Here is a 13,445-nt window from a genome sequence, read left to right as displayed (position 1 = left end):
AATTGACCCATCAGTCTATCGTCGCCACCAGCCCTCTCAGGCAAAATCGGCGGCATGACTTCGCATCCCAATCTCGATCAATTAAACCCTGAACAACTGCGTGCCTTGGCGGCGCAGTTGATCCAGTGCGTCGAGACAATGGACAAGCAAATCACCCATCACAAGTCGGTCAACGAGAAGCTGGCCCACGAGATCGCGCTGCTCAAGCGCTTCAAGTTTGCCAAGCGCAGCGAGCAGCTAAGTCTGGATCAAGCCAGCTTGCTCGACGACTTGATCGACACCGATATCGCCACCATCGAAGCGGAGCTTGAGGTGCTGCAACCGGCAGCTGTCGAAGTCAAAGTGCGCCAGCGACCCAAGCAGGCACCGCTGCCAGCGCAATATCCACGCACGCTGATCCATCACGAGCCGGACAACAGCCACTGCCAATGCGGCTGCGCCCTCAAACGCATAGGTGAAGATGCCAGCGAAAAGCTCGACTACTCACCGGACGTGCTCACCGCCGAGCGCCACATCCGTGGGAAATGGGTCTGCCGCGAGTGCGAAACGCTTATCCAGGCATCGGTGCTGGGGTGATCGACAAAGGCATCCCGACCGCAGGCCTGCTGGCTCACGTAATGGTGGCCAAATTCGCCGACCATTTGCCGCTGTACCGACAAGAGAAACTCTTCGGCCGCGCCGGCCTTTATCGAACGCTCGAACTGGCTGTTCGCCGGGGCACTGCGCAGCGGTAAGCGGGCAGCTGCAATCATGAGCTTGATCCAGCCGCCATGCATGAATGGGCATGATCCGTATGCCTATCTCAAAGATGTGCTGACGCGCTTGCCGACGCAACGCGCCAGTGAGGTTGATCAACTGCTGCCGTATCAGTGGGTGCCTGCCTGACTTACGCAAGGTGAGTTGGGCAGACGCTTACTAACCTGTATCGCATGCAAATAACGAGCTGTTTGGCGCAGCTACTAGATATCAACCCATGTCCAGACTGCGGGTCTGGATAGGTGACTTGGCCGGACGAATACTAATTTCTCACGTTCGGCTGCTGAATTGGCAGCGACTGGCGATGACTAGTCAGGCCAGTTCCTACGCTTAAGCGCGGAGGCTCAGTCGCCAGGTTGCCAGCCGCCGCCGAAGGCTGTGACCAACCCCACACTGGCCTGCAATTGCCTTGTCTGCACGGCCTGCAACGTTATCTGCGCTTGCAACGCAGCTTTTTGCGCGGTCACCACGTCCAGATAACTCACCGCGCCCGCCTGATAGCTGTTCATCGCCAAAGACAGTGTGTGCTGCGCCGCATTCGCCGCCGCCTGTTCATCCTGTGCCTCCTGCTGCAAATTCCGCATCTGTGCGAGGTTGTCTTCCACCTCGCGCACGGCTTTCATACATGGTTGCGGTACTGCGCCGAGGCTTCTTCAAACTCGGCTTTGGCTTGGCGCTCATTGGCGCTCAACCGACCGCCATCAAAGATCGGTAGGTTCATCAGCGGCCCCAGCGCCCAATATCTATTGCCGGCCGACAGCAGATTGCCAACCCCCTGCGTCTGTCCGCCGATCAAGCCGGTCAAACTGAAATCTGGGAACCACGCGGCCTTGGCCACGCCGATGTTCGCGTTGGCCGCAAACACTCGCCGTTCCGCCGCCGCAATATCCGGTCGACGTTGCAGCAGATGGCTTGGCAACTGCGCTGGAATTTCCGGTAACGAAAGCAATCGCTGACTCGGTGGCAGCTTGAAATCGCTGGCTGCTACGCCCACCAGTTCACCGATGGCATGCTCCGTGAGGTTGCGTTGCCCGCGCACGCCATCCAATTGCGCGCTGGCTTCGGCCAGTTGGTTTTGCGCACGGGTGAGATCCAGTTCCGAAGCGATCTGGCCCTCATAGCGACTGCGGGTCAGTTGTAGCGCCTGGCTGAAATCCTCCAGTGATTGGTTGAGAATCCGGCTCTGCGCATCCAACCCATTGAGCTGCACATACAAGGTTGCCAACTGATGCTGCAGACTCAAACGCGCCACTGCCAGATCGTCGCCGGATGCCTGCGCCTGGGCGTCCCTGGCCGCCACCTGGTTGCGGATCTTGCCCCACAGGTCCAGCTCGTAACTCAACGAAAAACCGGCGGTGTTGCTGTTGTATACCGATGGCTGCGTATCCCCCCGCAACGGCCGCGAGTCGGATTGCCGCTGGTGCAAAGGCTGTGCGCTGACGGTGATCTGCGGTAACAGCCCGGCATGTAACTGACTGGCATAGGCTTGGGACGCATCGAAGTGCGCCAGTGCCGCCGCCAAGTCAGGGTTGGCTTTGAGCAGTTGCTGTTGCAGGTCATTCAGGCGCGAATCGTTGAAGAGTTTCGACCACTCGGGTGCCAGATGGTCGGACGGTTGTGCGCTGTGCCACGGGTCATCGCTGGTCTGTTCGCGGTAGTTCGCGGGCAGGTCAACTGGCGGAACTTTATACGCAGGCGACATCGAGCAGCTTTGCAGCGCCAGCAGCACTAACGCAGCCAGAGGTTTAATCCTTGGGCGCATGGGCACCTCCGGAGGTGTTGGCCAGTTGTACCGGGTCGCCATCGCGCAGGGAGTCTGGCGGGTTGTCGACCACGCGGTCGCTGGGTTTCAGGCCGTGGTCGATCACCAGGCGATCGCCCAGATCCAGGCCGATGTGGATGTCTTGCAGGTGCACGTGATTCTTGGCATCCAGTACGGCGACCTGCGTGCCTTGAGCCCGGAAGATCAGGGCGCTGGCCGGGATGCTCACGCCATGGGTGTCGGCTGGAATCGGCAGGGTGGCTTCGGCGTAATCACCGGGCAGCAACTCTCCGCTGGGGTTGTCGACAACGAACTGCGCGAGCAGGGTGCCGGAGCGGCGGTCGATGGCGGTGGAGTCGCCGATCAGGCGCGCCTTGAAATGCTCGCCGGGGTGTTCGGGCACGGTCAGCTCGGCTTCCAGGCCGGGGTGGATCACCGCCGCGTAGTTCTGCGGCACCGGCACGTACAGGCGCAACTGGTGCGTGTCGGCAATGTTGAACAGCTCCGGATCGCTGTCGGTATCGGCCTTGATCAACTGGCCGATATCGGTGTTGCGCGCGGTGATGGTGCCGGCGAACGGCGCACGAATCGTCTTGTAGCTTTCCAGTGCCGAGAGCCGCGCGAAGTCGGCCGCGGCGGCTTCGGCGTTGGCTTTGGCGGCTGCGGCGTTGGAGGTTTTTTCATCGGTTTCCTGGCGCGAGACCGAGTGGCTGGCCAGTAGGTTCTGCCAGCGGGTGGCAGTGGTTTCCGCCAGGCGTGCGTTGGCCTGTTCCTGCACCATGCGCGCGTGGGTTTGCGCCAGTTGCTGATCGAGGTCCGGACTGTCGATCTCGGCGAGGATTTGCCCGGCCTTGACCTGGGTGCCAATGTCGACTTTCCAGTCTTTCAAATAACCGCTGACCCTTGCATGAATCGGCGTCTTGCTCCAGGCTTCCAGATGCGCGGGCAAGCGCAAGGTTTCGCCGGCGGCGTTCTGTATGGGCTGGAACACCATCACTTGGGGGATGGCCGCGGTTTCGGTCCAGGTGGTGACGTATTTTTCATGCATTGTACGGGTGTAAAACCCGCTTGCGACCAACAGGGCACCTACACCGAGGAGCATCAGGCGCTTGCGCGAGGGGTTGTGATCAGACGACATGTGGCGTTTCTCCTGCAGCAACTCGAGTAGGCTGACGACCGTGGACCAGGCTGAAGACCACAGGAACAAATAACAAAGTGGCGACGGTGGCGAAGATCAAACCACCGATGACGGCCCGGCCCAGAGGTGCGTTTTGCTCCTCGGAAAGGGCCAGTGGCAACATGCCGATGATCATCGCCAGGGCGGTCATGCACACTGGGCGAAAGCGTGTGTAGCCGGCTTCCAGCGTGGCTTTCAAGGCATCGCCATGTCCGGCCAGGCGTTCGCGGCAAAAGCTCACCACCAGGATCGAGTTGGCGGTGGCCACGCCCATGCACAGGATCGCGCCGGTCAGGGCGGGCACCGACAGCGAGGTGCCGCTGAGGAACAGCATCCATACGATCCCTGCCAGCGCCGCCGGCAAGGCGGTGATGATCAGGAACGGATCGACCCACGACTGGAAGTTGACCACGATCAGCAGGTAGATCAGCACCACGGCGCCGAGCAGGCCGAAGCTCAAGCCATTGAAGGCTTCATGCAGCGCGTCGATCTGCCCATGCAGGCTGATCGTTGCGCCTTTGGGGCGCATCGATGCGGTATCGTCCAGTACTTTTTGCACGTCGTGGGCCACGCCGCCGAGGTCGCGGCCCTGAACGTTGGCGTAGAGGTCCAGGGTCGGTTCGATGTTGTAGTGGGTCACCACCGCCGGGCTTTGTACCCGAGAGATGCTGGCCACACCGCCGAGGATCTGCGATTGGCCATCGGCACCGGTCACCGGCAAGGCTTCCAGCGACGGCAGGCTGTCGAGGCGGTATTGCGGGGTGGCGGCGACGATCGAGTAGGAGAGGCCATTAGCCGGGTTGAGCCAGAACATCGGCGCCACCTGGGAACTGCCGGCCAGGGACGCGACCATGCTGTTGGTCACGTCGCGTTCGGTGATGCCCAGGCCCTCTGCCCGCAGGCGGTCGACATTCACTTGCAGCGACGGATAGCCAGTGGACTGTTGGATGCGCAGGTCGGCGATGCCCGGTACGTGTCGCAGACGGCGTTCAAGTTCGACGGCGTACGCACGGTTTTCGGCGTCGTTGCGCCCGGAGATCTTCACGTCCAGCGGGGCCGGTGCGCCGAAATTGAGGATCTGACTGCTGATGTCGGCGGGCAGGAACGCGAAGTGGCTGCCGGGGAAACTTTGCGGCAGGGCTTCACGCAGTTTTTTCACGTAGTCGGCGGTGGGGGCGTGGTGCTGTTTCAGGGTGACCTGGATGTCGCCATCCTGCGGGCCGATGGTGCCGCTGCTGCTGTAGGCCATGTCGATGCCGCTGAGCGGGATACCGATATTGTCGACGATGGTGTCCAACTCGTCGGCGGGTATGACCTCGCGAATCCGCGCTTCGATACGGTCGAACGCGGCGGCACTTTCTTCAATGCGTGTGCCCAGTGGCAAGCGCACGTGAAGGGCCAGTGCACCGGCGTCGGTGGCCGGAAAAAAATCCTGACCCAGGCTCGGCAGCAACACGAACGAGGCGAGCACGCAGGCCAGGAAGCCGACGATAAAGCGCTTGCGAGCGCCCAGCGCCAACGTCAACAGGCCGTGGTAGGTATCGCGAATATTCGAGAACTGCCGCTCGAAGCCCTGTTGGAAATTGAGCACCGCTTGCAGGGCGGCATTGCGCGGTTTCCGGTGCTGCTCACCCTCATGGTGGTTGATGAATTCATCCTCCGGGTGATGCCCCGCGCCTTGTTCCGGCAGGTGTGGCTTGAGCAGGAACATCGCCAGCGTCGGCACCAGGGTACGCGAGAGGACGAACGAGCTGGCCATGGCAAAAATCACCGCCAGCGCCATCGGACGGAACAGGTAACCGGCGATGCCTTGCAGGAGGAACATCGGCACGAACACGATGCAGATGCACAGCAGCGAGACGAACGCCGGGCCGACGATCTGCGCGGCGCCGTCGAGGATCGCGGTCTTCACCGCCTTGCCTTGTTCCAGGTGCCAGTTGATGTTTTCGATGGTCACCGTGGCGTCATCCACCAGGATCCCCACGGCCAAAGCCAGCCCACCGAGCGTCATCACGTTGAGGGTTTGCCCGGTGGCCGCCAGCAGTGCAATGGCCGACAGCACCGCCAGGGGAATCGACGCGGCGATGATCAGGGTGGAGCGCCAACTGCCGAGGAACAGCAGGATCATCGCACTGGTCAGCAGCGCGGCGATGATGCCTTCCTGGGCCACGCTGCCCACCGATTGCTTGACGAACACCGACGCGTCGCCCAGCAACGAGGTTTTCAGTGACGGCGGCAACGTTTCGTTGATGCGCGGTAGCATCTGGCGGATACCGTCGATGATCGACAGGGTGGAAATACTGCCGTTTTTCAACGCCGGCATCAGCACCGCGCGATGGCCGTCGACGCGCACGATGTTGGTCTGCGGCGGCGAACCGTCGCGCACGTGTGCGACCTCGCCGATGGTGATCAGGGCGCCGTCGACGGTCTTGATCGGCAGGTCGTTGAGCTCATCGATGGCCTTGGGGCTGTTGTTGAGCAGGATCGTGTATTCGTTGGGGCCGAGTTTGGCGGTGCCCACCGGGATGATCTGGTTCTGCAACGCCAGGGCATTGCCCACGTCTTGTGCCGACAAGCCTTTGGCGGCCAGCGCCTGGGGATCGAGGTCAAGGGTGATCTGGCGCTGTTTGCCGCCCATGGGGGTGGGCATAGCCAGGCCGGGCAGGGCGCTGAGGGGCAGGCGAATGTTGTTTTGCACCAGGTCGCGGATTTTGGCTTCCGACAGGCTGGGGCTGGAAAACGCCATCTGCAGGATCGGTACCGTGGACGCGCTGTAGTTGAGGATCAGCGGCGGCGTGATGCCGGGTGGCATTTGCTTGAGGACGGTTTGTGAAACCGCCGTCACTTGGGCGTTGGCGGTGCGGATGTCCACGCCGGGCTGGAAGAAGATCTTGACGATGCCCATGCCGGGCAGCGACTGCGATTCGATGTGTTCGATGTCGTTGACGGTGGTGCTCAGGGAGCTTTCGTAAGTATAGATCACCCGGCCGGCCATGGCATCCGAGGACAGGCCGTTGTACTGCCACACCACGGCGACCACCGGGATGCCGATATCGGGAAAAACATCCGTGGGGGTTCGCAGGGCCGCCATCGGCCCGATGATGCAGATGAATATGGCCAACACGATAAACGTGTAGGGCTTTTGCAGTGCGGTCTTTACCAGCCCGAGCATCGTGAACCTCCGAAAGGAGCAGGATTGCAAACTCCGGCAGTCTTGATCGACCCACCTAACACGCACCTTTCAGCCAGGTGAAGGAACATTTAGGTCAAGGCTGAAGATCGTTTCATAGGTATTCATTTGTTCTGCACAGGACCGCTCGCCAAGCTTGTTGCCCATCGGACACATCGTCTTTTTGGAGCCCTGCCATGTCACTTAAACCCTTGTTGTTGATTCCCGCACTCGGTGCCGTGCTGCTGCTGTCGGCGTGCGCCGGCCCGATTCCCAAGGCGGACCCGAGCGAAGCCTGGATTGGTTTGAAGGAGGAAGCGCCGAACGACCTGATGGCCGAACGCTTGGATGGCAAGCGCGTGGATGACGGGCGCTTCTTTGAAGTGCCGCCGGGCGATCACCGGTTGGACGTGACGTTGTTTGAGGAGGAACCCGGTGACGACAACCAGCAGGATTGCCAGGGCCGCGTCGAGTACAAGCACTTCAAGGCGGGTGAGCACTACACCTTGGAAGAATCCAGCCTGGGCACCACCGTGCGCGCAACCTTGACGGATGGCCACGGCAAGGAAGTCGCGGCGACGCAGGACTTCAATTGCATGCCTGGCTAGGCATGGTGCGCCGTCGCCTTATGCGGCTTGACGGATTTGACGTGGGGGTGATGGTGCCGACGGCTGATGCGCAACCCCCCCCCACAACATGGCGCCGGCGACCGCCAGCCACCCGCAGATCAACAGGAAAATAGCCTTTGTAAGGCTCATTTGGTCTCTTATCGCCCCGGAGGCGAGTTAGCGGTATCCGAAGGTCATGGGCGATGCTGTCGCTCCCCTTGACCTCGGTCATCAGTTTTTTGATGCGTTCGAGCATCGCATTGACAATGGCGGCGAGCATGTCCAGTTCGTCGCGTCGATTGGACAGGGGGAGGCGGTGGGTGAGGTCTCCGGCGACGATGGATTCTGGGCTGGTTTGGGTTTTGCGAACTTGGTGCAGCGGACGGTGACGCAGGAGATGCCAGCCGGCGGCACCGGTAATAATCGTCAACGACAGCGCCCATAGCGGCGCATGGGGCTTGAGTTTCCAATATCTGCTGCTCGATGTGCTCAAGGCGTGCGCGTATCCCTGTCATGTCCGCTGCGGTGGCGCGGGATGCCAAGCCGTCGCGCAGTTCCTATATTTCTTGCGCCCACTGAGCTACCGAGGAAACTGTTGGGATGCGCCGATGGAGGTAAGCGTCTGCCGCCCAACACGCCTTGCGTGATTAGACCGGGTGCCACCTATACGGAAAGCAACTGATCGATTTCACTCGCCCGCTGCGTCGGCAGACGTAGTCTGCTCACATGACTGCTGGAAACGCCTTTTTTGCGCGTAGCTATGCGAAATCGGAGCGCGGAATCCTCTACTCAAAGTAAAGATATCAATCTCAAGCGCGTACTTTTCTGTCGTGGAAACCATGGCCTACTTTTTCAACAGAATCGGCCACAAGGGGACGTTCGCGATGCAGCGATGTTTGTGTCTTAACAAACGAGCTACGCCTTTATCGTGAGGTGTTGGTGCCGGCCGCTTTCGTCATTGCTTCGGCTAGCGGTCTAGCTTGTATCATGGTGATTGCGTTAAAAGGCGCACAGGATAGTCGATGAAAGTTCGATACTGGTAAGAAATGGCGAATCAACCAGACCCCGAGTCATGAATGCTGCACCGCGAGGTGCAGGGTGAAGCGTTGACAGGGGAAACCGATGGGCCTGCCATTGAGCCGCGTAATCAGGAATTCGGGATGCCGATGCTATTAACCGAAGCAGAAGGCAATACGGAGCATGGCGTTATACGCCAGTCATGCTCTGATCCCGCGCGGTCGGAGACCCTGTGCTCGTCGGGAAGTCCTTCGCACGGAAACCGGGAGATCTCAGCGGCGCCCTGTGCGCAAGCACCGGGCGGAGCAGGAAAGGCCAAAAGCCCTAACCCTGCTGTCTACGCCGCCGAGAAGTCGGATACGTCCGTAGTACCTGAGAAGCCATCGAACAAAGGGTCTGGCCCTGCGGAGATAGTGGAGGAAAGGGACGTAGCCAAGGGAAACACCTACAAGCCTCCCGCGCCCCGGACACTGAGCCGGATCAGTTGCGCGTCGATGGGATTTGAAGGTGTACGTGAAGCAGCCCGAAGGAACAAGGGCATGCAGTTCACGGCTTTGCTGCACCACATCACACCGCAGTTATTGGCACAGAGTTTCTATGCCCTGCGCCGCGATGCAGCGGTAGGCGTGGACGGCATGTCGTGGCGGGAATACGAGGAAGGTCTTCTCCAGCGTGTGACCGAGTTGCACGGACGACTTCGCAGAGGGGCTTTTCGAGCAACGCCATCGCGGCGCGTCTACATTCCCAAAGCCGATGGTAGGCAACGCCCGTTGGGTATTCTTCTTGGGAGGACAAGATCGTACAGCAGACGGTTGTTACCGTTCTGAATGCGATCTGTTAGGAAGACTTTCTTGGATTCTCGTATGGGTTTCGGCCGGGACGTAGCCTGCACGATGCGCTGGGTGCGTTGACGGTCGCGCTGAAGGGCCAGAAGGTGAACTGGATGTTAGATGCGGATATCACGTCGTTCTTTGATGAGATCGACCATGAATGGATGCTGATGTTTCTGGGACACCGAATTGCAGACCGGCGCCTGCTCGGGCTTATCTGCAAATGGCTTCAGGCGGGTGTTATGGAAGATGGCCGTAGGGTGTCTGCGACCAAGGGGACTCCCTGATATCGCCGTTGCTGGCAAATATCTATCTTCACTACGTGCTGGATCTGTGGGCAAGGCAATGGCGCCAGCGCCACGCCCGTGGCGATGTAATTGTCGTGCGTTACGCGGACGACAGCGTGGTGGGGTTCAGGACGAAAGTGCAGGCTCAGCAGTTTCTGGTGCAGTTGCAGGAACGGTTGGCCAGGTTCGGTCTATCGCTCAACGCCTCGAAAAAACGACTGATTGAGTTTGGTCGTTTTGCGGTGATGAGTCGCAGGAAACGAGGTTTGAGAAAACCGGAGACTTTTGATTCTTAGGTTTCACCCACTGTTGTAGTGTCAGCCGACGCGGTGACTTCCAAGTACTGTGACTGACTGTCAAAAAGCGTATGCGTGCGACGCTTCTTGCTATCCGTGAGGAGTTGAGTTGCCGGCGTCATGACCTTGTCCGGGTTCAAGGCAATGGCTCAAACGTGTGGTGGCGGTTACTTCAATTACCACGCGGTACCGGGGAACCTGATACGTCTTGGCGATTTTCGTTCGGCGGTGTGCCGTCTATGGCGGCAAGCCCTCAAACGTCTTAGCCAGCCTAATCGGCTTCAATGGTCACGTTATGGGCGCCTTGCCGATCTCTATATCCCGAGACCTAGAAATGCACACCCTTACCCTGAGGATCGCTTTGCGTCACATACCCGAGGCAGGAGCGCCTATTGCTCCTTTGCTGCACAGTGCCGTAGTCGGGCGAAGTAGCAAGCGTCGAAGCCGATGGCCTCAACGGCCTCTCTCCCACCAACCGTGCTGACCTCATGACATTCCCTCGAGCATCTCGTCAACCCTGCACAGCGATCAACACAAAAGGCAATAAATAATATGTTATAGTGTAACCATTTATACAAATGGACATTTTTGCGAAAAGAGGAAGGAGATAAAGCAACTGTTGCTCAAAAGCTTAGAAACCCAATTGTGGCGCTTATCGAAGCAAGATTTCCTATCTGATGAGAAGACTTAGGTGCATCACGAGACCCTTTCACCGGCCGGGAGCTGTTCAACCGGCACGCCAGCCGTCAAGGTCGTGGAAAGCAGCATAGATAATTGGACGTCGGGGGCGGGCGACATTCTAAGTGTATTACTTCGGTCAGGATACGGGAGAGTTCCAAGCTCTGGCGGGTAGCCAGCCGGATAAGTGATCACCTTAACTGAATTGGCCACTGGCGGAAGTACGTGGAGGAAACCAGCATACGACTCAGCCAAAACGGACGAGGCTTTGGGGCACATTACGCTCAAAGCTATTGGTCTTGGACAATGGTGCCGAAATAGTTAAGGCGCACCCCCATTTTGACCATCGACTTGTGCACCAAGTGGATTTTCATTCGGCGGATTTAAGCGGCTCCTTCACCACAAAAATGGTCAATCGTGTGTGCGCAGAAGAATGTTCACGAAGGCCACACAGGCTGGTGTAGGTGATGGCGTTAGAACAATGTGCCACAGAAACGGTTACAAAAGCCAAGCAAAAACTTTACGTATGAACGATATACCATGTCAACGAGGTAATCTTATGATCCGTATTTTGACCATCGAGGATGACGCGGTAACAGCTCGCGAGATTGTCGCCGAGCTGAGCAGCCATGGACTGGATGTAGATTGGGTGAGCAACGGCCGTGAAGGTTTAGTTCGTGCCGTGAGTGGTGATTACGACCTGATCACCCTCGACCGGATGCTACCGGAACTCGATGGCCTGGCCATCGTGACCACCTTGCGCACCATTGGCGTGTCTACGCCGATTCTGATGATCAGCGCTCTTTCCGATGTGGACGAACGCGTACGCGGCCTGCGTGCTGGTGGTGATGACTACCTCACCAAGCCTTTCGCGTCCGATGAAATGGCTGCCCGTGTCGAAGTGCTGCTGCGTCGCAAGATTACGGCTCACAGATTCGAAACCACCCTTCGCGTCGCCGATCTGGAACTTGACCTGATCAGTCGCGAAGGCCGCCGCGGCGACCAATCGATAAGCTTACTGCCCGCTGAATATAAACTGCTGGAGTTTTTAATGCGCAACTCCGGACAGGTCCTGACGCGCATGATGATTTTCGAGGAGGTTTGGGGCTATCACTTCGACCCGGGCACCAATCTGATAGATGTGCACATTGGTCGCCTGCGCAAAAAAATCGACCCACCAGGTCTCACACCACTGATACGTACCGTACGAGGCTCCGGCTATGTCATTGCTGAACCCCTCTAAAGGCTGGCGCTCCTCCAGCAGCCGCTTGCTAGCACTATACAGTTCGTTATTCGTGACCTGGAGTTGCATCTTGATGGGAGTCCTGTATTACGAAGTATCGGTTTATCTGAGCGATCTTTCGCGCAATTCCCTGTTACAACGCCAGCATATGTTCCAGCGTTTCGGCGGTGACGAGTTGGTAGAGGCGTTGACCACCAGTATGACGCTCGATATGAGGGGCGTGGGTGTGGATGCCTTTGGCCTGTTCGACGCGCAATTGCATCCATTGAGCGGACCAATCCATTCAATTCCGCCTGACCTGCCGTTGGATGGCAAAATTCACACGTTGAGCAACTGCGTTTATTCCTTCGATCCTCAACTACCGAAGAAACGCTGCGACGCAGTGGCCACTCGGAATGACGACGGCCGTTGGCTGGTTCTGGTGCGTGTCAACGGCTCGTTGTTCGGCGTAACACGAATCATCTGGCAAGCACTGTTATGGGCGCTATCACTAACGATCATCCCTGGTGCTGTAGGATGGCATTTATTACGTAGACGTCCATTGCGTCGGATTCGCGAAATCCAAGCCAGTGCCGAAACCATCGTAGCGGGAGACCTTACCCACCGACTGCCACTGTCCAATCGGCGCGATGAATTGGACATGCTCGCCGCCATTGTCAATGCCATGCTCGACCGCATCGAAAAATTGATGACCGAAGTCAAGGGGGTATGCGACAGCATCGCCCATGACTTGCGCACACCTCTGACGCGCCTGCGCGCGCATCTTTATCGCATCAGGCAGGAGGCTGATGAAGACTCAGCCTACAGGGTCCAACTTGATAATGCTATCGCCGAAACCGATACCCTTATGGCGCGCTTTCGCGGCCTTTTGCGCATATCGGAACTGGAGGACCACCAGCGCCGTTCCGGCTTTGTAGCGATGGATCCGCTGCCATTTCTTCGCGAGCTGCACGACTTCTACCAACCCTTGGCTGATGAACGCGAACTGGATCTGGTGCTGGAGGTAGACGAATCACTGCCGTGGATCACCGGTGATCGCGCGTTGTTATTCGAGGCGTTAGCTAACCTGCTGAGTAACTCGATCAAGTTCAGCCCACCGGGTGGCGAAGTGATGGTGTGCGGATTCAATAATGCCGGCAGCACTCGCATCGAAGTGCACGATTCCGGCCCAGGCATACCTGAGTCGGAGCGAGCTGCAGTGTTCCAGCGTTTTTATCGGCTGGATGACAGTGATCAGAAAGGCGGGTTCGGATTGGGTCTATCAATCGTGGCGGCGATCATCAATTTGCATGGATTCAAGTTGGATGTTGATACCAGCACGTTAGGCGGCGCAAAATTGGTCCTAGATTGTCGTCAGCAGCTGATGCCTGAATAACGCAGCAGAAATAAATTCGGAGTAGTTGATCGGGGTCGTCGCGCGCTCGTGTAAAACCATAGCAGGCCGTTCGGTCATGATGGGTTGTGAGTCTTGGGGCCGCATCGCAGTCCGGCTGCGGCCATTGTTCAAATATACATTGGCGAAACAGAAAGAGCATGCCAGCCTAAGGAAACTCTGAAAAAGACTTCCTGATTTGGCAAAATCTCCAGACACCAGTCGCCGAGTTTTTCGATGATGAAACAGA

The 13,445-nt window shown here is 58.4% G+C and carries 9 protein-coding genes and 3 pseudogenes; 8 read left to right on the top strand and 4 right to left on the bottom strand.

Annotation, left to right across the window (positions count from 1 at the left end; genetic code table 11):
• Nucleotides 1-54: 54 nt before the first annotated feature.
• Together V6M90_RS11940 and V6M90_RS30335 are read left to right on the top strand one after the other, a co-directional pair.
• Nucleotides 55-686: pseudogene (locus V6M90_RS11940) on the top strand (transposase); the annotation flags it as partial.
• Nucleotides 687-750: 64 nt separating this feature from the next.
• Nucleotides 751-885 carry a transposase domain-containing protein gene (locus V6M90_RS30335; RefSeq protein ID WP_456300340.1) on the top strand — a complete coding sequence of 45 codons (135 nt, stop codon included), beginning with the start codon at nucleotides 751-753 and terminating at the stop codon, nucleotides 883-885.
• A 215-nt stretch (nucleotides 886-1,100) separates the two neighbouring features.
• On the opposite strand, the pseudogene V6M90_RS11935 reads toward V6M90_RS30335, so the two are convergent.
• From V6M90_RS11935 to V6M90_RS11925, 3 genes and pseudogenes are all read right to left on the bottom strand, one after another.
• A pseudogene (locus V6M90_RS11935) lies at nucleotides 1,101-2,518 on the bottom strand (efflux transporter outer membrane subunit).
• Nucleotides 2,502-3,656 carry an efflux RND transporter periplasmic adaptor subunit gene (locus V6M90_RS11930; protein ID WP_332846515.1) on the bottom strand — a complete coding sequence of 385 codons (1,155 nt, stop codon included), beginning with the start codon at nucleotides 3,654-3,656 and terminating at the stop codon, nucleotides 2,502-2,504. The pseudogene V6M90_RS11935 and the gene V6M90_RS11930 overlap by 17 nt, the downstream one beginning before the upstream one ends.
• Entirely contained in the window at nucleotides 3,646-6,867 is a 3,222-nt protein-coding gene (locus V6M90_RS11925) for an efflux RND transporter permease subunit (protein ID WP_332846514.1), read from the bottom strand. Before V6M90_RS11925 ends, V6M90_RS11930 begins: the two co-directional genes overlap by 11 nt.
• Nucleotides 6,868-7,061: 194 nt before the next feature.
• Here V6M90_RS11925 and V6M90_RS11920 point away from each other — a divergent pair, with 194 nt between their 5' ends.
• On the top strand, nucleotides 7,062-7,472 hold the full coding sequence (locus V6M90_RS11920; protein ID WP_332846513.1) for a PA0061/PA0062 family lipoprotein: 411 nt from the start codon (nucleotides 7,062-7,064) through the stop codon (nucleotides 7,470-7,472).
• Nucleotides 7,473-7,638: 166 nt separating this feature from the next.
• Here V6M90_RS11920 and V6M90_RS11915 read toward each other — a convergent pair.
• Nucleotides 7,639-7,926, bottom strand: a pseudogene (locus V6M90_RS11915) (HAMP domain-containing protein); the annotation flags it as partial.
• Nucleotides 7,927-8,548: 622 nt separating this feature from the next.
• Between V6M90_RS11915 and V6M90_RS30155 the strand changes: the two are divergent.
• The 5 genes from V6M90_RS30155 (at nucleotide 8,549) to V6M90_RS11895 (ending at nucleotide 13,198) form a co-directional block, all read left to right on the top strand.
• Complete coding sequence (locus V6M90_RS30155; RefSeq protein ID WP_408637301.1) at nucleotides 8,549-9,316, top strand: hypothetical protein; 768 nt, start codon at nucleotides 8,549-8,551, stop codon at nucleotides 9,314-9,316.
• Between the two features lie 80 nt (nucleotides 9,317-9,396).
• Nucleotides 9,397-9,606, top strand: coding sequence for a hypothetical protein (locus V6M90_RS30150; RefSeq protein ID WP_408637300.1), 210 nt, complete (start codon nucleotides 9,397-9,399; stop codon nucleotides 9,604-9,606).
• Nucleotides 9,607-9,614: 8 nt separating this feature from the next.
• Nucleotides 9,615-9,902: a reverse transcriptase domain-containing protein gene (locus V6M90_RS30145; protein WP_408637299.1), complete on the top strand. Its 288-nt coding sequence runs from the start codon at nucleotides 9,615-9,617 to the stop codon at nucleotides 9,900-9,902.
• 1,237 nt (nucleotides 9,903-11,139) lie between these two features.
• Nucleotides 11,140-11,823 (top strand): response regulator transcription factor, encoded by a 684-nt coding sequence (locus V6M90_RS11900; protein WP_065939432.1) that lies wholly within the window; start codon nucleotides 11,140-11,142, stop codon nucleotides 11,821-11,823.
• Nucleotides 11,801-13,198 (top strand): sensor histidine kinase, encoded by a 1,398-nt coding sequence (locus tag V6M90_RS11895; protein WP_332846512.1) that lies wholly within the window; start codon nucleotides 11,801-11,803, stop codon nucleotides 13,196-13,198. Before V6M90_RS11900 ends, V6M90_RS11895 begins: the two co-directional genes overlap by 23 nt.
• Nucleotides 13,199-13,445: the final 247 nt, after the last annotated feature.

The sequence above is a fragment of the Pseudomonas lactucae genome, from assembly GCF_036688725.1.
Taxonomy (GTDB): domain Bacteria; phylum Pseudomonadota; class Gammaproteobacteria; order Pseudomonadales; family Pseudomonadaceae; genus Aquipseudomonas; species Aquipseudomonas lactucae.
Note: the sequence above shows the minus strand (reverse complement) of the source record. Positions and strands in the feature narration are given on the sequence as shown.